Genomic DNA, 22,433 nt, shown 5'->3' with positions numbered 1-22,433 from the left:
CGTTATCGATCTGCATCCTTCCGCCGGGGCTTAGAGGATGCAACCTCCCTGTTTTGTTTATACAAGCCGTTGTCCGTCCGCTCCGAAATAGAGCGGATTCTTCAACATCAAGGTGATCTTGTCTCCCGGCATGACCGGCACATAGGGGTTGGCGAGTGTCACCAGCTTGTGCCCGCCAATGCGCATGTGCAGGTGGCTCTGATCGCCCAGATGCTCGATCCAGTCGATCTCCGCATTCGCCGTGCCGTTGCCCGCGTGGATTTCAATATGCTCTGTGCGCGCACCGATCGTCTTGGTTCCGCGCGGCGGCTGGCCGCCCGGCACCAGTCCTTCCGGGATCAAATTGATATGCGGCTGGCCGAGCCTTGCCGCCACATGCAGGTTGACGGGATTGCTGTAGATTTCGCGCGGCGTCCCGAGCTGGACGAGTTCACCCTCGTTGAGGATGCCGATCCGGTCCGCCATGGTCATGGCTTCGATCTGGTCATGGGTAACATAGAGCAAGGTCGATCCCAGTTCGCTCTGGATGCGCTTCAGTTCCAGCCGCAACTCTCCGCGCAGCTTGGCGTCGAGCGAGGACAGTGGCTCGTCCATCAGGTAGATCGACGGCTTGCGCACCAGCGCCCGGCCGATGGCGACACGCTGCATTTCCCCGCCGGACAGCCGGGTCGATCGGTTTTCGAGCTTATGGTCGATGCGCACCATCCGCGCAACATCGCGCACGCGCCGGTCGATCTCTTCCCTGGATAGCCGTCGCGCCGGAGACCGCAGCGGAAAGGCCAGGTTCTCGTACACCGTCAGGTGCGGATAGAGCGAATATTGCTGGAAGACGAAGGCGACGTCGCGGCTAGCCGGCGCGGAAGCGGCCATGTCCTGCCCGCCGATCGTCACGCGGCCTTTATCCGGCTTTTCCAAACCGGCGATCAGACGCAGCGTCGTGGTCTTGCCCGCCCCAGTTGGACCGAGCAGCACGACGAATTCGCCATCGCGGATAGTCAGCGTCAGGTTACGCACAGCCTCCGTATCGCCGAAGGTCTTGGAGATGTTCTGCAGCGATACCTCAGCCATGACGGGCCTCCGTGTAAAGGGAAGACTTGACCGCGCGGCCGGAGGCGCAGTCAAACAGAGACAGTTTCTCGCTGTTCAGTTCGAGCCCGACGGTCTCGCCGACCCGGAAGGTGCGGTCTGCCGAGACGCGCGCCTTGAGCAGTCCCTTGCCGGTTTCGACCGCGACGATCTGGTTCGTACCAAGATATTCGGCGCCGTAGACGGAACCCCGAAGAGCCGAGTTGTCGCTGAAACGGATGTGTTCCGGGCGCACGCCGAGCGCCAGTTCGCCCACCGCCATGTCCTGGCGAACTTCAGGAAGAGCGATCTCCACTCCGTCAACCGAAACCGAACGCGCACCGATCTGAAGACCCGAGGTAAATTTCAGGAAGTTCATCGGTGGCGAGCCGATGAAATCGGCGACATACATCGACGCCGGCCGATTGTAGATTTCCTGCGGTGTCCCGAACTGTTCGATCACACCATGGTTCATGACGGCGATTTTGTCGGCCATGGCCATCGCCTCATGCTGGTCGTGCGTGACATAGACGGTGGTCGCATGGATGCGGTTGTGAAGCTCCCGCAGCTCATGCACCATGACCTCGCGGAATTCCGCATCGAGCGTGCCGAGCGGCTCGTCCATCAGGAAGCATTTCGGCCGCCGCACGATGGCGCGGCCGAGAGCCACACGCTGGCGGTCGCCGCCGGCCAGGCCGGAGACGGAGCGATCGAGGATATGGCTGATCTGCAGGAGCCGCGCGGTTTCCTCGACCCGCGCCTTGATCTCAGCCTTTGGCACACCCTGCGACAGCAGCGGAAAGCCGATATTCTTGCGCACGTTCATATGCGGATAGAGCGCGAACAACTGGAAGACGAAGGCGATGTCGCGCTCGCTGGCGCGGTTGAAGGTGACGTCCTCGCCGTCGAGATAGATCTTGCCGCTGGTGGGCAATTCGAGGCCGGCGATCATCCTGAGTGTCGTCGTCTTGCCGCAGCCCGAAGGCCCGAGCAACGCCAGGAACTCGCCGTCCTCGACGGTAAAGCTGGAATCCTGCACGGCGACAAAGTCGGAAAATTGCTTGCGCAGGTTTTCGATCCGGATTTCAGCCATGGGTCACTCCGGAAATTTCGACACGATGATGAACATGATGGTGCCGACCAGAAGCGCCACCAGCGAATAGGTATAGAGGATCAGCGCAAACGGCTGGAACAGCATCAGGAAGCCGATGGCGATCAGCGCCGTCGCAATGTTTTCCATCGGCCCGCGACGGAAGAAGAAAGGCCGTTTCTTCGTCAGTTTCGTTGTTTCCACGGTCATTTGCGCACCGCTCCGAAAGTTATGCCGCGCAGCAACTGCTTGCGCAGGAGGATGGTGAAAACGAGGATCGGCACGAGGAAGATGGTCGTTCCGGCAGCCACCGCCGGCCAGTCCATACCACCCTCGCCAATGATCGTCGGGATGAAGGGCGGCGCCGTCTGCGCGGTGCCGGAGGTCAGGAGAACCGCGAAGGCATATTCGTTCCAGGCAAAGATCAGGCAGAAGATGGCGGTGGCGGCGATACCGGTGGTCGCCTGCGGGAGCACGACCTTGCGGAAGGCCTGTAGCCGCGTATAGCCGTCGATCATCGCTGCCTCTTCGTATTCCCGCGGGATTTCGTCGATGAAGCCCTTGAGCAGCCAGACGGCCAGCGAAACGTTGACGGCGGTGTAGAGCAGGATCATGCCGAGTGCCGTGTCGGACAGGCCGAGTTCGCGGTACATCAGGTAGATCGGGATCGCCACCGCGATCGGCGGCATCATCCGGGTCGACAGGATGAAGAACAGGAGATCGTCGGCCAGCGGAACGCGGAAGCGGGAGAAGCCATAGGCCGCCAGCGTGCCGAGAAACACCGCAAGAAAGGTCGAACCGAAGGCGATGACCATCGAGTTGGTGAAGCGGGGCCAGTAATTGGACGGTCCGGCGATCACCATGTTGCGGCTGCGGGTGATCTCGTCGCAAGTCGAGGTTGGTGGCCCGAGCGACTGGATATATTCCGGCGTCTGGCGCGTGCGGGTCGTGAAGAGGTTGCAATAGCCTTCGAGCGTCGGCTGGAAGACGATCTTCGGCGGATAGCTGATCGAATCCGGCGGCGACTTGATGCTGGTGAGGAAGATCCAGGCCAGCGGCACCATGGTGATCACGGCATAGAGAATGACGATGAAGCCGGCGATGCGCTTGCTCGTGCTGCTGGGCTCGACAACGGAATGGGCTGTTGTTGCGTTGCTCATCTCTGCTTCACCTTGTTCAAAGCCTTGACGTAGATATTGGCGAGGCCAAAGACGGCGACGAAGAGAATGATGGCGAAGGAGGATGCCCGCCCGGTGCGCCAGCTTTCGAAGGCTTCGCGCTTGAGGGTGATCGAGGCAACTTCCGTGGTCGAGCCCGGTCCGCCGCCTGTCAGCAACATGACCATGTCGAACATCTTGAAATTCTCGATGCCGCGGAACAGCACCGCAAGCATGATGAAGGGCAGCGCCATCGGTATGGTGATCGACCAGAATTGCCGCCAGGCCGATGCCCGGTCCACCTCCGCCGCCTCATAGATGTAATCCGGTATGGAGCGCAGACCCGCGAGGCAGATCAGCATGACGTAGGGTGTCCACATCCAGGTATCGACGATGATGATGGACCAGGGCGCCAGCGACACCGCACCCAGCATCTCGAACGAGGAGGGCGGAACGCCAGTGGCATAGGAGACGATATAGTTGAACAGGCCGATCTGCGGCTGATAGAGGAAGCGCCAGAAATTGCCCACCACCGCTGGCGACAGCATCATCGGGATCAGGATCACGGTCGTCCAGAAGGCATGTCCCTTGAATTTCCGGTCGATCAGATAGGCCAGCGAGAAGCCGATGAGGGTCTGAAGGATGATGGTCCAGAACACGAAGTGCGCCGTCGTCTGCATGGCGATCCAGATGTCGGGATCATTGAGAACCCGCTGGTAATTCGTCAGCCCGACGCCTTCGACGACCGCATTCGGCCGGTTGGCGCGGTAGTTGGTGAAGGAGAGCCGCACCGCCCAGATCAGCGGAAAGATATTGATCGCCAGCAGCAGGAGGATGGTCGGGGCGATGAAGAGCCAGGCGATCGCCCGGTCGGAAAGGCCTCGCACGCGGCGGGCGAGTGACATCGGGGTCGCATGCACCATCCGCTCCGTCGCCTTGTCCATGATCGTCGTATTGGTATCGGTCACGAAATTCACCTGCAATCAGGGTGTCGTCGTCAACAAGGCCGCCCGGCGCGCACGCCGGACGGCCCCACCGGGAGGAAATCAGAGTTTGCCCTCATCCCCGAAGATCTCGGCCCAATCCTTGACCAGCCCGTCGAGCGCTTCCTGCGCCGTGCCCTGATCGGCGACGACATAATCGTGCATCCGCTTCTGCATGGCCTGCAGCAGGATGGCGTAGGACGGTTCCTGCCAGAAATCCTGGACCTGGTTCATCGCGACGAGGAAGTCTGCGGCGAACGGCTGGCTGTCCTTGAAGGAGGGATCGTTCAGGACCGCATTGTGCACGGCATAGCCGCCGAGCGACCACCACTTCTTCTGCACGTCGGGCTGCGCGAACCATTTGATATAGGCGAGCGCGCCGTCCATGTTGTCGGTGTTGGCGACGACCGAGATGCCCTGCCCGCCGAGCGTCGAAGCGGCTGTCGTGCCCTTCGGATTGACGAAGAAGCCGATCTTGTCGCCACCAACATTCTCGTCCTTGTAAAGGCCGGGGAAGAAGGCGAACCAGTTCATCGCCATCGCCGCCTGGCCGGATTTGAACGCATCGAGCGTTTCACCCATATAGGCGTCGGTGTAACCGGGCGGCGTGCAGCACTTGTAGAGTTCCTTGTACTCTTCGAGCCCCTTCACAGCATCCGGCGAATTGACGGCACCGTCCATGTCGTATTTGCCGGCCGTCTTCTCGTACTTGAAGCCATTGGCATAGAGCGCCTGGGTGACGCCCATGGTGATGCCTTCCGATGCGCGCTCGGTGAAGATAGCCGCTCCGTAGACCTTCTTGCCGTCGATTTCCTTGCCGTTGAAGAACTTCGCCGTCTCGATCAGTTCGGGCCATGTGGTCGGAATGGCGAGGTCGCGGCCGGTCTGCTTCTTGAACTCGGCCTGCAGTTCCGGCTTGGCGAACCAGTCCTTGCGATAGAACCAGGCATTGGCATCGCCCATCGCCGGCAGCGCCCAATAGTTCGGCGTTCCCTTTGGCCAGGTAGCATAGGCATTGACGGCGGCTTCGGCGAAGTCGCTCATCTTGATCCCTTCCTTGTCGAAGAAATCGTTGAGCTTCACATAGTAGCCATTTTCGGCCGAACCGCCGAGCCACTGGCTGTCGCCGATCAGGAGGTCGCAGAGCTTGCCGCCGGAATTGAGTTCGTTGAGAATGCGATCGGCGAAGTTCGGCCATGGCACGAACTCGAATTTCATCTCCGTGCCGGTCTGGGCCGTAAAGTCCTTGGACAGTTCCACCAGCGCGTTTGCCGGATCCCAGGCCGCCCAGCACAAGGTCAGTTCCGCCGCCTGCGACACCGCCGGCATGGCGGTCGAGATCGTCAGAGCAGTTGTCGCCCCCAACAGGGCCTTGGTCAATTTCCGCATGTAATCCTCCCAGATACAGAAGCCGGCACCACGCCGTCTTCGCGAATTCCGACTGCCTTCACGCGGATACGCGTCCTCGCTGCCGAAGATGCACACCAGCGCTACTGTCACCTGCCGGGGACCGTCCCACTTTGAATTTTACTGAGCTCCCCGCCCTTCGCTCATCGGCCTCACACCCGCCATGTTGAGCAATATGTTTAGTGATAATCAATTTACTAAACATGACAAGAGACAATCGTTGCTGCGATGCACAACGATATCGCATCAACGTGGCGAAAACGGCGCTTTATTAGAAATATATGCGACTAAACAAATAGTTCAGTCGGAAAGGCAAGGATCGAGATGATCAAAACAAAACATCCCCGAATGCCGGGCATTCGGGGATGTAGAACCGGAAAAGGCAAAAATGCTGCGAAGCGGCCTGGAATCAGCCCATGCGCTCGGAGGCATAAGAGCCCGGGCTGGCCGGGAAAACGACGGTGCGGTTGCCGTTGATGAAGGTGCGGTGGTGGATATGGGCGTGAACCGCACGCGCCAGAACCTGGCTTTCGACGTCACGGCCGATCGAGACATAGTCCTCCGCCGACTGCGCGTGGGTGATGCGGGCAATGTCCTGCTCGATGATCGGACCTTCGTCGAGATCGGCAGTGACGTAGTGCGCCGTCGCGCCGATCAACTTCACGCCGCGTTCATAGGCCTGCTTGTAGGGGTTCGCCCCCTTGAACGACGGCAGGAACGAGTGGTGGATGTTGATGATCTGGCCGGACATCTTCTGGCAGATCGCATCCGACAGGATCTGCATGTAGCGCGCCAGCACGATCAGTTCCGTGCCCGTCTGTTCGACCACGTCCATCATCCGGGCTTCCGCCTGCGCCTTGTTGGCCTTGGTCACCGGAATATGATGGAACGGGATGTCGTGGTTCACCACCACCTTCTGATAGTCGAAATGGTTGGAGACGACGCCGACGATATCGATCGGTAGCGCGCCGATCTTCCAGCGATACAGCAGGTCGTTGAGGCAATGGCCAAAACGCGACACCATCAACAGCACCTTCATCCGGTGCTCGCTGTCGCGGATATCGGCAACCATGCCGAACTTCGCCTTCACCGCCTCGAAGCCTGCCTCCAGCTTTTCCAGCGACGCACCTTCCTGGCTGATGAAGGTCAGGCGCATGAAGAACAGGCCCGTTTCCAGATCGTCGAACTGCGAACTGTCGGAGATGTAACAACCCTCTTCCGCAAGATAACCCGTGATCGCAGCAACAATGCCGCGCGTGGACTTGCAGGATACGGTCAGGACGTAGCTTTTCATGGGTCTCAGTCTCTTGGCTTGAGGTCTTGGCTGGCCCTCCCGGCCCAGCATCGTGAAATGGAAGCTATCGCGACGCTGGCCTGCCCGTCCATCCGTTTCGCGACATCGGATAGCAGGAACAGGCCATGTCGTCTCTTCTCATCTTCGAACGTCAGACGGCGCTCAGATATCGAGCGTCGTCTGACGCTCCCATTCGGTGAATTGGGAGGCGTAGTTGTTCCACTCGATATGCTTGAGCTTCAGGTAGGACGCGGAGAATTCGATGCCAAGCGCCGCCTTCAGTTCCTCGTCCTTGTCATAGGCGCGCAGCGCGTCCAAGAGGTTCAACGGCAGCTTCGGGGCATCCTTGACCGTATGCCCGTCCTTGTACATGTCGATATCATGATGGGGACCGGGATCGGCATTCGTGCGCAGACCCGAGAGGCCAGCCGCGATGATGATCGCCTGCAGCAGATACGGATTGACCGCGCCGTCGGGAAGACGAAGCTCGAAGCGTCCAGGGCCAGGTACGCGCACCATGTGGGTGCGGTTGTTGCCGGTCCAGGTCACCGAGTTCGGAGCCCAGGTGGCACCCGAGATCGTCCGAGGCGCATTGATGCGCTTGTAGGAATTGACGGTCGGATTGGTGACGGCGGCGAGCGCCGAGGCATGTTTCATGATGCCGCCGAGGAAGGTGCGGCCTTTTGCGGAGAGACCGAACGGCATCGCCTTGTCGGCGAAGGCGTTGGTCTTGCCGTCGAGATCCCAGACCGAGATATGCGCGTGGCAACCATTGCCCGTCAGGCCCTTGAAGGGCTTGGGCATGAACGTTGCTCGCAGCCCATGCTTTTCAGCGATCGATTTGACCATGAACTTGAAGAAGGAATGCTTGTCGGCCGTCTGCAGCGCGTCGTCATATTCCCAGTTCATCTCGAACTGGCCGTTCGCATCCTCATGATCGTTCTGGTAGGGCTTCCAGCCGAGTTCCAGCATCGCATCGCAGATTTCGGCGATGACGTCGTAGCGGCGCATGACCGCCTGCTGGTCGTAGCAGGGCTTTTCCGCCGTATCGTACTGGTCGGAAATTACTGAACCGTCCGGCGAGATCAGGAAGAATTCCGGCTCGACGCCGGTCTTGACCCGCAGGCCTTCCTTGGCGGCCTCGTCGATCAGCCTTTTCAAAAGCACGCGCGGCGCCTGATCGACCGGCTTGTCGTCCATGACGCAATCGGCGGCGACCCAGGCAACATCCTTCTTCCAGGGAAGCTGGATGACGGAGGATGCATCGGGCAAGGCGAAGAGATCGGGATGGGCGGGCGTCAGATCGAGCCAGGTGGCAAACCCTGCGAAACCAGCGCCATCGGCCTGCATGTCAGCGATGGCCTGTGCCGGAACCAGCTTGGCGCGCTGGCCGCCGAACAGGTCGGTATAGCTGATCATGAAATATTTGATGCCGCGTTCCTTGGCATAGGTCGAAAGATCGAGTGTCACTGTGTTCCCCTTTGGATTATTTAGACACTTTTTCACGGGAATGGCCGCCACTGCCTTGGGAGATCAGCGGCGGCCGAAGCTTTATGGCTGGTCAGAAACCTCCCTTGCCCGGGATCCAGCTGGTGCCGGCCAGCGGCACCTGTGCCATGGCAGACGCCTCGATAGTCAGGGCGACGAGATCTTCCGGCTCCAGATTATGGAGATGGTTCTTGCCGCAGGCGCGCGCGATGGTCTGCGCTTCGAGCGTCATCACCTTGAGGTAGTTGGCGAGGCGACGGCCGGCGACGATCGGATCGAGACGCTTGGCAAGCTCCGGATCCTGCGTGGTGATGCCGGCGGGGTCCTTGCCTTCATGCCAGTCGTCATATGCGCCAGCGGTGGTGCCCAGCTTCTGGTATTCCTCTTCCCAATGCGGGTCATTGTCACCGATGGCGACGAGAGCGGCCGTACCGATCGCGACAGCGTCGGCGCCCAGCGCCAGCGCCTTTGCCACGTCGGCACCGGAGCGGATACCGCCCGAGATGATCAGTTGCACCTTGCGGTGCATGCCGAGATCCTGCAGCGCCTGGACGGCGGGGCGAATGCAGGCGAGCGTCGGCATGCCGACATTCTCGATGAAGACGTCCTGCGTTGCCGCCGTGCCGCCCTGCATGCCGTCGAGCACAACGACGTCGGCACCGGCCTTCACTGCGAGCGCCGTGTCGTAATAGGGGCGTGCGCCACCGACCTTCACATAGATCGGCTTTTCCCAATCGGTGATTTCGCGCAGTTCCATGATCTTGATTTCAAGATCGTCCGGGCCGGTCCAGTCGGGATGGCGGCAGGCCGAGCGTTGGTCGATGCCCTTCGGCAGGTTGCGCATGTTGGCAACACGATCGGAAATCTTCTGGCCGAGCAGCATGCCGCCGCCACCGGGCTTGGCGCCCTGGCCGACCACGACCTCGATCGCGTCGGCGCGACGCAGGTCCTTCGGGTTCATGCCGTAGCGCGACGGCAGGTACTGGTAGACGAGCGTCTGGCTGTGGACGCGCTCCTCGTCCGTCATGCCGCCGTCGCCTGTGGTGGTCGAGGTGCCGGCGATCGTCGCACCACGGCCGAGCGCTTCCTTGGCATTGCCCGACAGCGCGCCGAAGCTCATGCCAGCAATGGTGATCGGCGTCTTCAGCACAATCGGCTTCTTGGCGAAGCGCGAGCCGAGAACGACAGACGTATCGCATTTTTCGCGATAACCTTCGAGCGGATAGCGGGAGATAGAGGCGCCGAGGAACAGCAGATCATCGAAATGCGGGACCTTGCGCTTGGTGCCAGCGCCGCGGATGTCATAGATGCCGGTCGCCGCTGCACGGCGGATTTCCGCCAAGGTATAATCATCGAAGGTGGCAGACTTGCGCGGCGGGGTATAGGGGTTGTGATAGCTCATGAAATGATCCCTGCCTTAGTACGCGTCAGCGTTATCGATGTTGAAATTGTAAAGCTTGCGGGAAGAGCCGTAGCGCTTGAACTCTTCCGGGGCGACGCCGGTGACGCCGGCTTTCTCCAGGAGTTCGGCCAGGAGCTTGATATGCTTCGGCTTCATTTCCTTCTCGACGCAATCTGCACCGAGGCTCTTCACCTCGCCGCGTACGAAAAGCTTGGCTTCGTAGAGCGAATCCCCCAACGCATCTCCAGCATTGCCGAGCACGACCAGATGGCCGGACTGTCCCATGAAGGCGGACATGTGGCCGATATTGCCGTGGACGACGATATCAATGCCCTTCATCGAGATGCCGCAACGCGAGGCCGCGTTACCCTTGATGACGAGCAGGCCGCCGCGACCGGTGGCGCCGGCATATTGCGAGGCGTCACCTTCGATGACGACCGTGCCGGACATCATGTTTTCGGCGATGCCCGGACCGGCGGAACCATGAACAGTGACCGACCCGCCATCATTCATTCCGGCGCAGTAATAACCGACGCTTCCCCGCACATCGACCGTGACCGGCTGATCGATGCCAACAGCGACGGAGTGGCTGCCGCGCGGATTGACGACCTCGAAATTCGTGTCGTTGGTACCCGGCGCAATGGCGTGCAGGGCGCTGTTCAGTTCGCGCAGCGGCGTGGTGGCAAGGTCGAAGACTCGCATCGCTTCCAGACTTTCTCGTTGTACGCTGACATTCACGGTTAGGCCGCCTTCTCATGATCCCAGAAATAGACGGTGGCCGGCTCCGGCTCCCACACCCGCGCATCCTCAATGCCTGGCAGGTTGACCAGCGCGCGGTATTCCGAACCGAAGGCGATATACTGATCGGTCTCGGCCATGACGGCGGGCTTGCAGGCGATCGGGTCGCGCACCACGCCGAAACCGGACTTGGTTCCCACGACGAAGGTGAAGAAGCCGTCGAGATCGTCGAGCGCGCTGGTCAGCGCCTGGCCGAGATCCTTGCCCTTGGCCATTTCTGCGGTGAGATAGGCGGCAGCGACTTCCGAGTCGTTCTGCGTCTCGAAGGTCATGCCCTCGCGCAGCAACTCGCGGCGCAGATTGTTGTGGTTGGAAAGAGAACCATTGTGCACCAGGCACTGGTCGGCACCGGTCGAGAACGGATGCGCGCCGAGCGTCGTGACGGCCGATTCCGTTGCCATGCGGGTATGGCCGATGCCATGGGTACCCGCCATCTCGCGAATACCGAACCGGGAAACCACGTCCTTCGGGAGTCCGACTTCCTTGTAGATCTCGACGCTATCGCCCGAGCCCATGACGCGGATTTCGGGGCGTTCCTTGGCCAGCAGCTCGCGGACGGCACCGGCCTGGTCGGCGGCGGTCTCGATGACCGCATGCGTGCTTTTCAGCTCGACCGACACGCTCGCATCGACAGGCTTCAACAGCTTGGCCAAACCGGCAAAATCGGTCGCGGGCGCTGCCGATTGAACCGTGATTTTCGCCCGCCCATCCGACGGCGCGCCGTAGATTGCGATACCCGCGCTGTCAGGCCCGCGGTCGGTCATGATCACCAGCATATCGGACAGCATGGCGCCCAGTTTGGGCTCCAGTGACTTATCCTTCAAAAACAATCCGACAATTCCGCACATGGGGGACAATCCTTCGTTTCGTTGATGAAAAGAGGGATAGCAGTTGCCATTTCGAATTTCAACTGAGAAGAAAGTTATTTTCTTTTAAAGCAAGATTTTTTGATGGGGCGCAGCACGCCTCACATCCCGCCCCGCGTCTGCGGATAGGAAATGATCGAGAGGTAGCGGATCGGCAGCTTGACCAGTTCCTCCGGCCCGTGGCGGGCGTCGGCGTCGAAGAACAGGCTGTCTCCGGGCTGCATGGTGAAGAGCCGGTCGCCGTGACGGTAGACCACCTCTCCCTCCAGCATGTAGAGAAACTCCATTCCCTCGTGCTGGAAGGCCGGGAATGTATCGGAGTCAGCAGTCAGCGTGATGAGATAGGGCTCGACGACGACGCCGGCGGTGTTGTTGTCGATATGGCCGAGCAGATTGTATTGATGCCCGGCGCGCGTACCGCGCCGTTCCAGTTCCACCCCCTCGCCCGCCTTGACGAAAACGGCGTTGCGCGGCTCTTCATATCGCCGGAAAAACGCAGTGACGGGAACGCCGAGTGCACGCGACAGGGATTGAAGCGTCGTCAGCGACGGGGATATGTTGCCGTTCTCGATCTTCGACAGCATGCCGAGCGAAATGCCGGTGGCGGTCGCAAGGTCCGTGACGGTGATGCCAAGCTTCTTGCGGAAGGCCCGCACCTCGTGACCGATGGCGATCTCGAGATTGTTTTCTTTCGGTTCGCGTAGCGCATGCGGATCCTGCAGGAAAGCGGCCTTCAGCGCCGGATGTTCATCAACCGTCACCCGGCCGATATCGATGCTTGGCTGCTTCTTTGCCATCCGGTGCGGTCTCCCCTGACTATTCGCAAGCAGACTATCCTGAGAGTGAAATTTTCTCAACCCGGAAGAATATTATTCAAGCTGATCGTGAACTGCCGTTTGCCGCTGCGAACGCGGTACAGCGCCGAAAGCAGCGCGATAGCTGCGGGAAAAATGGCCGGCGCTGGAAAACCCGGTGGCGAAGGCGATTTCGGAGATCGACAACGGGCTCTGCTGCAGCAGGCGGCGGGCATGATCAAGCCGCAGCTTGCGGTACTCGTTGAGGAAGGATGAGCCCATCTGCGTGGAGAACAACCGGTCGATATGACGCGGTGAAAGACCGGCGAGCGCGGCCATGGCCTGACGGTCGAGCGGCGCCTCGATTGTCGCCTCCATCTTTTCCAGAACAGTCAATAGACCGGGATGATTGACACCGTAACGTTCGGCGAGCGACGCGCGCTGCGGCGCGCTTGAGCCTTCGACATGGGTGTGCAGATACCAGTCGCTGACTCGGCGGGCGAAATCGGAACCCATGCGCTCGGCGATCAGCGCATGCATCATGTCAAGCGGGGCGACGCCGCCGCCGCAAGTGATGCGATTGCCGTCGAGCACGTAACGCGCCTGCCGTGGCGCAAGCGAGGGGAATGCCTCCATCAGAGCCGGCGCATGCTCCCAGTGAATGGTGAAATCCCGATCATCCAGCAATCCCGCCGCAGCCATCAGATAGGGACCGCCGGAAATGCCGCCGATACGCACGCCCTCGCGGGCAAGCTGCCGCAGGCAGGCAAGCACTGGCGGGACGGTCCAGTCGACGGGCGTCCCGCCAGCGCAAACAAAGACAGTGTGCAGGCCGGACGCCCGTCCCGGCAATGCTATCGAGGGAACCGGTATGCCCGACGATGTCAGCGCCGCATCGCCTTCCGCAACATGCGACGAAAGACTGTAGATTTCACGGCCCGCCAGAAGATTGGCCGCGCGCAGGGGCTCCACGGCCGACGCGTAGGACATCAGCGCGAAGCCTGGAATGAGGATGAAACCGATCCTCTGCTGGTTTTTCAGGTCTTCTGCGGTCACGTCCTTATCATGCGCGAAATTGTCTCTTTTGTGCAAGTCTCAAAAAACAATCCTGTCATGATCGGCGGCACTCATCCGGGATCACATCGCCATGCGCTACTCCGCCTTTTCCGTTTTTCTGAATGCCCTAAAGGGCAACAAGGGCTGGAAGCCGGCCTGGCGAAGCCCCGTGCCGAAAAACCATTATGACGTGATCATCGTTGGGGGTGGCGGCCACGGGCTTTCCACCGCCTACTACCTCGCCAAGGAATTCGGCATCACCAATGTTGCCGTGCTGGAAAAGGGCTATGTCGGCTCCGGCAATGTCGGCCGCAACACGACCATCATCCGCTCAAATTATCTGCTGGAAGGGAACAACCCCTTCTACGAACTGTCGATGAAGCTCTGGGAAGGGCTGGAGCAGGACTTCAACTTCAACGCCATGGTCTCGCAGCGCGGCGTCCTCAACCTTTATCATTCCGACGCCCAGCGTGACGCCTACACCCGGCGTGGCAATGCCATGCGCCTGCACGGCGTGGATTCGGAACTGCTGGATCGCAACGGCGTGCGGCAGATGCTGCCCTTCCTCGATTTCGACAATGCCCGTTTCCCGATCCAGGGCGCACTGATGCAACGGCGTGGCGGCACCGTACGCCATGATGCCGTCGCCTGGGGCTATGCACGCGGCGCCGACAGCCGGGGCGTCGATATTATCCAGAACTGCGAGGTGAAGGGCATCCGTCGCGAGAACGGCCGGGTCGTCGGCGTCGAGACGAGCCTGGGCTTCATCGGCTGCGGCAAGCTGGCGCTGGCGGCGGCCGGCAACTCCACCACGGTCGCCGACATGGTCGACATGAAGCTGCCGATCGAAAGCCATGTGCTGCAGGCGTTCGTGTCGGAAGGCCTGAAGCCCTTCATCGACAATGTCGTCACCTTCGGTGCCGGACATTTCTATGTCTCGCAATCCGACAAGGGCGGTCTGGTCTTCGGCGGCGATATCGATGGCTACAATTCCTATGCCCAGCGCGGCAATCTGGCGACCGTCGAGCACGTTGCCGAAGCCGGCGTCGCGATGATCCCGGCGCTCTCCCGCGTCCGGGTGCTGCGCTCCTGGGGCGGCGTCATGGACATGAGCATGGACGGCTCGCCGATCATTGACCGTACGCACATCGACAATCTCTACCTGAACGCCGGCTGGTGTTACGGCGGCTTCAAGGCCACGCCGGCCTCCGGCTTCTGTTACGCCCATCTGATCGCGACGAACGAACCACACGAGACGGGCCGGGCCTTCCGGCTCGACCGCTTCGCGCGTGGCAAGATGATCGACGAAAAGGGCGTTGGCGCCCAACCGAACCTGCATTGAGGACCTGAAACATGGCCAGCCTGATCGCCTGCCCCCATTGCGGGCCGCGCCCCAAGGAAGAATTCACCATCCGCGGCGATGCGGGTATCGCCCGTCCGTTGCCCGACGCCGGTGAGGACGAGTGGCACGCTTACGTCTACCTGCGCGACAATCCTCGCGGCCGCCACAAGGAGCATTGGCACCACACATCCGGTTGCCGCCGCTGGCTGGTGGTCGAACGCGATACGATGACCCACGCGATCTACACTGTCACGGATGCCAGCGCGCAGGGAGAGACCGCATGAGTTCCTATCGTCTCTCCAAGGGTGGCAATATCGACCGTGCCAAGCCGCTCGACTTCACCTTCGACGGCAAGCCGATGCAGGGTTTCGTCGGCGACACGCTGGCATCCGCGCTGCTCGCCAATGGCCGCCAGCTCGTTGGCCGCAGCTTCAAGTATCATCGCCCACGCGGCATCCTGACTGCGGGCGCGGCAGAACCCAACGCCTTGGTGACGATCGGCGAAGGCGGGCGCACGGAAGCCAATTCGCGTGCGACGCTGGTCGAGCTTTACAATGGCCTGACGGCGAAGAGCCAGAACCGCTGGCCGTCGGTCGATTTCGACCTCGGCGCGGTCAACAGCCTGCTCTCGCCTTTCCTCAGCGCTGGCTTCTACTACAAGACCTTCATGTGGCCGGCGGCCTTCTGGGAAAAGGTTTACGAGCCGATCATCCGCAAGGCCGCAGGCCTCGGTCGCGCGACCTACGAAGCCGATCCGGATTCCTACGAGAAATGCTGGGCGCATTGTGACCTGCTCGTCATCGGCGCCGGTCCTGCCGGTCTTGCGGCAGCGCTAACTGCAGGCCGTACCGGTGCGCGTATTATTCTCGTCGATGAAGGTTTTACGCCCGGCGGCTCATTGCTGTCGGAGACGGAACAAGACGCCACCAATCTGCTGGCGCAGACGATTGCCGAACTCGATAGCCTGCCAAATGTCCGCATCTTCTCGCGCACAACCGTGTTCGGCTGGTATGACGGCAATGTCTTCGGCGCCGTCGAGAGCGTGCAGAAGAACACGGTAACCGTCGATCCCAACCGCCCGGTCGAGCGTCTCTGGCGCATCGCCGCAAAACACGCAATTCTTGCCTCGGGTGCGGAAGAACGGCCGCTGGTGTTCGGAGGCAATGATGTTCCCGGCGTGATGATGGCGGGCGCCATGCGCTCCTATCTCAACCGCCAGGCCGTCGCACCGGGTCACAGCACTGTCATCTTTACTAATGACGCCTCCGGCTATGCGACCGCCCGCGATCTGGAAGCCGCCGGCCTGCATGTCGCCGCGATTATCGACAGCCGTCCGGATGCACCGCAAAAATGGACCGGCAGCGCCCGCGTTCTGACCAATGCCGTGGTCCTCGACGTCAAAGGCGGCAGGGCCGTGAAGAGTGTCGAGGTTTTCAGCAACGGGCGGACGGAAACCATTCCCGCCGACGCGCTCGGCATGTCCGGCGGCTGGAGCCCCATCATCCACCTTGCCTGCCATCGCGGCGCCAAGCCTGTCTGGTCGGATGCGAAATCCGCCTTCCTTGCACCGGAGAAACAAGAAGGGCTGACGCTTGCGGGTTCGGCCGCCGGGCTCGGCAGCTTCGAGGCCTGCCTCGGCGATGGCGCCGCCAAGGCGGTACCCGCGCTCGAGGCACTCGGCTTCTCGAATGCATCCGCTGCCTTCGCTGCCACCAGCGACAACGCCATCGTCTCCAAGCCACTCTGGCGGGTGCAGGGCTCGAAGGGCAAGGCCTTCGTCGATTACCAGAACGACGTCCACCTCAAGGATCTCGGCCTCGCCGTCAGCGAAGGCTATGTCCATGTCGAACTTGCCAAGCGCTACACCACCAATGGCATGGCGACCGATCAGGGCAAGCTGTCCAACATCAACGCCATCGGCATCCTGGCGGAAGCGCGCAAGGTCTCGCCGGCCGATGTCGGCACCACGACGTTCCGGCCGTTCTACACGCCGCTCTCCTTCGGCGCGCTGACCGGCGCCTCCAAGGGCAAACATTTCCAGCCGGTGCGCAAATCGCCGCTACATGACTGGGCGAAGAAGAACGGCGCCGTTTTTGTCGAGACTGGCCTCTGGTACCGTTCCTCCTGGTTCCCGAAGGCTGGCGAAACCACATGGCGCGAAAGCGTCGATCGCGAAGTCCTGAATGTCCGCAAGAATGCCGGCATCTGTGATGTCTCGACGCTCGGCAAGATCGAAATCCATGGCAAGGACGCGGCCGAATTCCTCAACCGCGTCTATTGCAATGCCTTCCTCAAACTTCCGGTCGGCAAGGCGCGCTACGGCCTGATGCTGCGCGAGGATGGCATGATCTACGATGACGGCACGACCAGCCGTCTCGGCGAAAACCATTTCTTCATGACCACCACCACGGCCTATGCTGCGGGCGTCATGAACCATCTGGAATTTTGCGCGCAGGCGCTCTGGCCCGATCTCGACGTGCAGTTCGCCTCGTCGACCGACCAGTGGGCACAGATCGCCGTGGTTGGCCCGAAGTCCCGGACGATCCTGCAGGCGCTGGTGGACGAGGACATTTCCGACGCCGCCTTCCCGTTCCTCGGTGCAAAAGAAGTTTCGCTGTTCGGGGGCAAACTCACCGGCCGGCTGTTCCGCATCTCATTCTCCGGCGAACTCGCCTATGAACTCGCCGTTCCGGCGGGCTATGGCGAGGCGGTGGCCGATGCGATCATGGAAGCCGGCGCCCCGCACGGCATCTGCCCCTATGGTGTCGAAGCACTCGGCGTCATGCGCATCGAGAAGGGTCATGTCACCCATTCCGAGATCAATGGCACGGTCATTCCCTCCGATCTCGGCTTTGCCAAGATGGTATCGACAGCGAAGCCCGACTTCATCGGCAAGGCGATGCTGTCGCGCGAAGGCATGGTTGCCGCAGACCGCCTCTCGCTTGTCGGCGTCAAGCCGATCGATCCGGCGACGACGTTCAAGACCGGTTCGCATATCCTCGCCAAGGGAGCGACGCCATCGCTGGCAAACGATCAGGGTTATGTTTCTTCCAGCTGCTATTCGCCGAATCTCGGTTCGACCATCGGTCTGGCGCTGGTCAAGCGCGGTCCGCAGCGTCACGGTGAACGCGTGACCGTGTGGAACGACCTGAAAAACGAATATACCGAAGCCGAGTTGTGCAGCCCGGTCTTCTTCGATCCGGAAAACGGTAAGCTCCATGGTTGATTTCGCCCTCCTCCACCGCCTCGCCCTCGCAACAGCAAAGTCCGGCTCCTTTGGCGCTCGAACGGCCGATGGCCGCATCGCGCTGACGGCCTTGCCGGAAGGTCATGTGTTGCAGGTACTGGCATCCCCAGGACATGCCGATATCGAACAGGCCGTCGCCAAGATCGGCGATGGCAAACCGCATGCTGTGCGTGCCTATGGCCCCGGGCAGTGGTTCCTCGTCGGCGATGCTCCGCTTTCCTCATCCGAGATTTTCGCGAAGGCGTCACAGCTTGATGGCGCAGGCTCTGTCGCCGATCAAAGCCATGGACGCGTCCGGATCGAGATCGCTGGCACCGCCGTCGAAACCGTCCTTGCCAAGGGAACCGCCGTCGATCTCGCGCTGTCGCAATACCCTGTCGGTCGCTCGGCGATGACCCTGATCGGCCACATCTCGGCGCTGATCACCCGCACCGGGCCGGACAGTTTCGAGCTCATGGTCCTGCGCGGCTTTGCCGAAAGCCTGTGGGATGAACTCATCGAGATGAGCCTCGAGTTCGGCGTCGATGCGACGGCCGCCAACTAGCGGAATTCTCACATAAAGCGGAATACACTCTCAATTTTCCGATTGTCTCGGCGCAAGGCATCGTCCATGTTTGCATATCGCTGAATGGGATGCGGCCCGTGAACCGCGCGTTCCGTTCGCGAATTCAGATCAGGAGGATAGCGCCATGGCCAAAGGTCAAGTGAAAAGCAACAAGGAAACCAGGAAGCCGAAGAAGGACAAGGTTGCAGCTAAGGCAGCAACGCCTTTCGCCGCGACGACCCAGAAGGAAGTTCCCAAGCTCTCCGGTGCCAAGCCGAAGAAATAAGCATGCCGCGCGGGCGATGGCACAAGGCTGCCTTCGCCCGTTTTATTTCGGCTGCGACGGCGTGAAGTTTGCGACCAGCGCATGCCGTTCGCCCGGATAGATCAGCCGCACATTAGTGATATAGGCGCCGTTGCTCCAGGTGCGCCGTTCCACCGTCAGGCAAGCCGTTCCCACCGCAATCCCGAGGGCAGAGGCAATCGCCTCATCCGCAGCGACCGCCCGGATCGTATGTTCGGCGGCACTCCACGGCACCCTGTTCAAAAGCCAGGGGCCGGGTGCTTCCTCCTCGAAACTTTCGGTCGCGGCATCCGGCACGGCGGCAAGATTGATGAGACGCTGCTCGGCGCAGAAGGGGCGCTGCCCGGCAAGATGAATGCATTTCACATCCAGGATCGGCGTCGCGCCGTCGAGATCCAGCCGCAATCGGTCATCTGACGTACTGCGCCGGCGGCTCTTGGCCGTCAACCGGTAATCATAGGCAAGCCCGAGTGACTGAACTTCCAGCTTGATATCCCGAATTTCAAGCACCGCCGACTGCGCCCGCGGCTGGGTGACATAGCTGCCGGATTTCCGCCGCCGCTCGATCAGGCCAGTCTTTGCCAGTTGGGTCAGTGCCTTGTTGACGGTCATCCGCGAGCATTTGTATTGCTCGGCGAGATCCACCTCGAAGGGAATGCGGAACCCCGGCTGCCACTCGCCGGACAGAATGCGCTCTTCGATATCGCCGAGGATGCGCTGATGCAGCGATAGCTCACCCGCCGGTCCGGCAGGTCCGTTCTCCGCATCCTGATCTGCATCCTCTGGCAATTTCGTCATTCGCTCACTTTCAACGCTTTGGAAGCGATCTAGCAGATTCATCGGCGCCGCCTGCCCAGAAAATCAACCGAGCAATTCCTGCATCGTTGCCCGGAAGCGGGAGTAGATCGCATCGCGCTTGGCATGACACCCGCCAGCGACCTGCTTGCGGCCGGCGACCCAGACGCAATCCGGCTTCGTGCCATTGGCAAAAAGCCAGGAATCAAGGATCACATCGTCGGTCTGGCCACCGATATCGGGCACGGTCAGGCTGACAAAATCCGCCGGATTGCCGGCGGCAAGGCCGGTCTTTGTCGAAAGTGCGATGCCGCCGCCATCGATCGCACCGTCGAAGAGCGCACGGCCAGTCGACTGGCCGGGTGCAGCCAGCACGTTGCGGGAACGATGCGCCAGGCGCTGCGAATATTCGAGCTGGCGCAATTCGTCGGGCAGACCGATCAGCACGTTGGAATCCGAGCCGAAACCGAACTTGCCGCCATGCTCGCCAAAGACGACCGCGTTGAACGTGCCGTCACCGAGATTGGCTTCGGTGATCGGGCAGAGACCGGCGATCGCCTTGCGCTCGGCCATGCGGCGGGTCTCGTCGTCGGTCATATGCGTCGCATGGATCAGGCACCAGCGACCATCGAGGTCCGTATTGTCCAATAGCCATTGAACGGGTCGCGCGCCGGACCAGGCGATGCAGTCCTCGACTTCCTTGACCTGTTCGGCGACGTGGATGTGGATCGGCCCATCCTTGGCCATGGCGACAACAGCGGACAACTCTTCCGGCGTCACCGCCCGCAGGCTGTGCGGCGCCACGCCGACCTTTCCATCGGAAAGCCCCTTCACTGCCGCACGGCATCCTTCCAGCAAGCGGCCAAAACTTTCCGTGCTGTTGATGAAACGGCGCTGGCCCTCGTTCGGTGCAGCACCGCCGAAGGTGGAATGCGCATAGAAGACCGGAAGCAGCGTCAGGCCAATTCCCGTCTCGGAAGCCGCGGACGCGATACGCTGTGCCATCTCGGCAATATCGGCATAAGAGCCGCCATCGATATCATGGTGGAGATAATGGAACTCGCCGACGCGGGAAAACCCGGCTTCCAACATCTCCATATAGAGCTGGCTCGCCACCGCCTCGACATGATCCGGCGTCATCGACAGCGCGAAACGATACATGACATTGCGCCAGCTCCAGAAGCTGTCGGCGCCAGGACCGCGCGCCTCGGCAAGACCGGCCATGCCGCGCTGGAAGGCGTGGCTGTGCAGGTTCGGCATGCCCGGCACAACGATGTCATGGCGCTCGTCGCCAGACTGCGCCGCAACGCCGGCCTCGAGCGAAGCGATGCGTCCGCCCTCGATCGTTAGCCGCACATCCTTCTGCCATCCCGTCGGCGTCAAAGCCGATTTCACATGAATGCTGGTCAAGGCCTCATCCCTTCCTGACTGCCGTGGTCAAAAAAACCACTTGCGCTCATTTTCTTTATGTCTATACATAATAGCACGAAAAGGAAAGGCTAGAAAACGATGTCTTCCATAAAATCGGCACCGGACAGCACCCGGCCAACCGCCTGCGATCGCCTTTGGCGCAACGCACGGCTTGCGACGCTCAACCCGGCCCTGCCGGACTTAGGCCTTGTCGAAAACGGCGTTATCGCAGTGCAGGACGGACGCATTTTCTATGCCGGCAGCGAAGCTAATCTTCCCTTTCCCATCGACGATGCAGCCGAGGTCATCGACTGCGAAGGCCGCTGGATCACGCCCGGCCTGATCGACTGCCATACCCATCTGGTTCATGCCGGTGATCGCGCCAACGAATTCGAAATGCGGCTTGCGGGCGCGACCTATGAGGAAGTCGCGCGCGCCGGCGGCGGTATCGTTTCTTCCGTCCGGGCCCTGCGTGAGGCCAGCGAAGACGATCTGGTGCGCCAGTCGCTTCCGCGTCTCGACGCCCTGATGGCCGAAGGTGTGACCACGATCGAAATCAAATCCGGCTACGGCCTCGATCTCGACAATGAAGCAAAAACCCTGCGCGCCGCACGCCGCCTTGGCGAAGAACGGGACGTCGCCATCCGCACAACCTTTCTCGGCGCCCATGCCCTCCCGCCGGAATTCAAGGGGAACCAAGCCGGCTATGTCGCCAAGGTCGTAGACGAAATGCTGCCGGCGATCGCCGAACAGCGCCTGGCTGACGCTGTCGACGGCTTCTGCGAAGGCATCGCCTTTTCGACCGATGAGATGCGGCAGGTTTTCGATGCGGCCAAGGCGCATGGTCTGCCGGTCAAGCTGCATGCCGACCAATTGTCCAACCTGCATGGCGCGGCCCTTGCCGCCGAATATGGCGCGCTGTCGGCCGATCATCTCGAATATACCGACGCGGCCGGCGCCGAGGCCATGGCAAAGAGCGGCACGGTTGCTGTCATTCTGCCCGGCGCGTTCTATTTCATCCGCGAAACGAAGAAGCCGCCGATCGATCTGTTCCGCAAGGCTGGCGTCGCCATGGCGGTCGCGACCGACAGCAATCCCGGCACCTCGCCGCTGACGTCGCTGCTTCTGACCATGAACATGGCAGCGACCCTGTTCGGCATGACGGTCACTGAATGCATCGCCGGCGTGACGCGGGAGGCAGCACGTGCGCTGGGGCTCGTCGACGAAGTGGGGACGCTCGAACCCGGAAAATGGGCCGACTTCGCCATCTGGAACATCGAGCGACCGGCCGAACTCGTCTACCGCATGGGCTTCAATCCGCTCCATGCCCGCGTCCGCAACGGACATTGAAATTTGAAGACGCGTGAGCCCCGCTCCGCGCATTAGTGAGG

21 protein-coding genes are annotated in these 22,433 nt (G+C 61.2%); 6 read left to right on the top strand and 15 right to left on the bottom strand.

Annotated features, from left to right (window positions below; all coding sequences use genetic code 11):
- Positions 1–57: 57 nt before the first annotated feature.
- From ASG68_RS14360 to ASG68_RS14300, 13 genes are all read right to left on the bottom strand, one after another.
- On the bottom strand, positions 58–1,068 hold the full coding sequence (locus ASG68_RS14360) for an ABC transporter ATP-binding protein (RefSeq protein ID WP_062583852.1): 1,011 nt from the start codon (positions 1,066–1,068) through the stop codon (positions 58–60).
- A complete protein-coding gene (locus ASG68_RS14355; protein WP_062583851.1) occupies positions 1,061–2,158 on the bottom strand; it encodes an ABC transporter ATP-binding protein in 1,098 nt (365 codons plus the stop codon). Before ASG68_RS14355 ends, ASG68_RS14360 begins: the two co-directional genes overlap by 8 nt.
- 3 nt (positions 2,159–2,161) lie before the next feature.
- Positions 2,162–2,365, bottom strand: coding sequence for a hypothetical protein (locus tag ASG68_RS14350; protein ID WP_062583850.1), 204 nt, complete (start codon positions 2,363–2,365; stop codon positions 2,162–2,164).
- Positions 2,362–3,315 (bottom strand): carbohydrate ABC transporter permease, encoded by a 954-nt coding sequence (locus ASG68_RS14345; protein WP_062583849.1) that lies wholly within the window; start codon positions 3,313–3,315, stop codon positions 2,362–2,364. Before ASG68_RS14345 ends, ASG68_RS14350 begins: the two co-directional genes overlap by 4 nt.
- Positions 3,312–4,256, bottom strand: a complete 945-nt coding sequence (locus tag ASG68_RS14340) for a carbohydrate ABC transporter permease (RefSeq protein ID WP_413814019.1) — start codon at positions 4,254–4,256, stop codon at positions 3,312–3,314. Before ASG68_RS14340 ends, ASG68_RS14345 begins: the two co-directional genes overlap by 4 nt.
- Before the next feature lie 102 nt (positions 4,257–4,358).
- The gene (locus ASG68_RS14335) at positions 4,359–5,684 is read right to left on the bottom strand and encodes an ABC transporter substrate-binding protein (RefSeq protein WP_062583848.1); all 1,326 of its coding nucleotides are present in this window, start codon (positions 5,682–5,684) and stop codon (positions 4,359–4,361) included.
- A 427-nt stretch (positions 5,685–6,111) separates the two neighbouring features.
- Entirely contained in the window at positions 6,112–6,996 is an 885-nt protein-coding gene (gene purU, locus ASG68_RS14330) for a formyltetrahydrofolate deformylase (RefSeq protein WP_062583847.1), read from the bottom strand.
- A 162-nt stretch (positions 6,997–7,158) separates the two neighbouring features.
- On the bottom strand, positions 7,159–8,466 hold the full coding sequence (glnT, locus tag ASG68_RS14325) for a type III glutamate--ammonia ligase (protein WP_062583846.1): 1,308 nt from the start codon (positions 8,464–8,466) through the stop codon (positions 7,159–7,161).
- A 91-nt stretch (positions 8,467–8,557) separates the two neighbouring features.
- Positions 8,558–9,886 (bottom strand): FMN-binding glutamate synthase family protein, encoded by a 1,329-nt coding sequence (locus tag ASG68_RS14320; protein WP_062583845.1) that lies wholly within the window; start codon positions 9,884–9,886, stop codon positions 8,558–8,560.
- A 15-nt stretch (positions 9,887–9,901) separates the two neighbouring features.
- Positions 9,902–10,588 carry a GXGXG domain-containing protein gene (locus ASG68_RS14315; RefSeq protein ID WP_062583844.1) on the bottom strand — a complete coding sequence of 229 codons (687 nt, stop codon included), beginning with the start codon at positions 10,586–10,588 and terminating at the stop codon, positions 9,902–9,904.
- A gap of 38 nt (positions 10,589–10,626) precedes the next feature.
- Positions 10,627–11,532 carry a class II glutamine amidotransferase gene (locus ASG68_RS14310; RefSeq protein WP_062583843.1) on the bottom strand — a complete coding sequence of 302 codons (906 nt, stop codon included), beginning with the start codon at positions 11,530–11,532 and terminating at the stop codon, positions 10,627–10,629.
- A gap of 119 nt (positions 11,533–11,651) precedes the next feature.
- Positions 11,652–12,347 carry a helix-turn-helix domain-containing protein gene (locus ASG68_RS14305; protein ID WP_062583842.1) on the bottom strand — a complete coding sequence of 232 codons (696 nt, stop codon included), beginning with the start codon at positions 12,345–12,347 and terminating at the stop codon, positions 11,652–11,654.
- A gap of 72 nt (positions 12,348–12,419) precedes the next feature.
- On the bottom strand, positions 12,420–13,334 hold the full coding sequence (locus ASG68_RS14300) for a GlxA family transcriptional regulator (protein ID WP_413814018.1): 915 nt from the start codon (positions 13,332–13,334) through the stop codon (positions 12,420–12,422).
- Positions 13,335–13,491: 157 nt separating this feature from the next.
- On the opposite strand from ASG68_RS14300, the gene ASG68_RS14295 reads away from it, so the two are divergent.
- From ASG68_RS14295 to ASG68_RS31920, 5 genes are all read left to right on the top strand, one after another.
- On the top strand, positions 13,492–14,742 hold the full coding sequence (locus ASG68_RS14295; protein WP_062583840.1) for a sarcosine oxidase subunit beta family protein: 1,251 nt from the start codon (positions 13,492–13,494) through the stop codon (positions 14,740–14,742).
- Between the two features lie 11 nt (positions 14,743–14,753).
- Entirely contained in the window at positions 14,754–15,026 is a 273-nt protein-coding gene (locus ASG68_RS14290; RefSeq protein ID WP_062583839.1) for a sarcosine oxidase subunit delta, read from the top strand.
- Positions 15,023–17,968 carry a sarcosine oxidase subunit alpha family protein gene (locus ASG68_RS14285; RefSeq protein ID WP_062583838.1) on the top strand — a complete coding sequence of 982 codons (2,946 nt, stop codon included), beginning with the start codon at positions 15,023–15,025 and terminating at the stop codon, positions 17,966–17,968. The genes ASG68_RS14290 and ASG68_RS14285 overlap by 4 nt, the downstream gene beginning before the upstream one ends.
- Positions 17,961–18,533 (top strand): sarcosine oxidase subunit gamma family protein, encoded by a 573-nt coding sequence (locus ASG68_RS14280; protein WP_062583837.1) that lies wholly within the window; start codon positions 17,961–17,963, stop codon positions 18,531–18,533. Before ASG68_RS14285 ends, ASG68_RS14280 begins: the two co-directional genes overlap by 8 nt.
- Before the next feature lie 145 nt (positions 18,534–18,678).
- Entirely contained in the window at positions 18,679–18,819 is a 141-nt protein-coding gene (locus ASG68_RS31920; RefSeq protein WP_164491909.1) for a hypothetical protein, read from the top strand.
- A gap of 42 nt (positions 18,820–18,861) precedes the next feature.
- On the opposite strand, the gene hutC is transcribed toward ASG68_RS31920, so the two are convergent.
- Entirely contained in the window at positions 18,862–19,635 is a 774-nt protein-coding gene (gene hutC, locus ASG68_RS14270) for a histidine utilization repressor (protein ID WP_062583835.1), read from the bottom strand.
- Positions 19,636–19,698: 63 nt separating this feature from the next.
- The gene (locus tag ASG68_RS14265; protein WP_062583834.1) at positions 19,699–21,042 is read right to left on the bottom strand and encodes a formimidoylglutamate deiminase; all 1,344 of its coding nucleotides are present in this window, start codon (positions 21,040–21,042) and stop codon (positions 19,699–19,701) included.
- Positions 21,043–21,141: 99 nt separating this feature from the next.
- On the opposite strand from ASG68_RS14265, the gene hutI reads away from it, so the two are divergent.
- Positions 21,142–22,392 carry an imidazolonepropionase gene (gene hutI / locus ASG68_RS14260; protein WP_062583833.1) on the top strand — a complete coding sequence of 417 codons (1,251 nt, stop codon included), beginning with the start codon at positions 21,142–21,144 and terminating at the stop codon, positions 22,390–22,392.
- Positions 22,393–22,433 lie beyond the last annotated feature (41 nt).

Origin of the sequence: Rhizobium sp. Leaf453 (assembly GCF_001425605.1) — a bacterium.
Classification (GTDB): Bacteria; Pseudomonadota; Alphaproteobacteria; order Rhizobiales; family Rhizobiaceae; genus Pararhizobium.
Note: the sequence above shows the minus strand (reverse complement) of the source record. Positions and strands in the feature narration are given on the sequence as shown.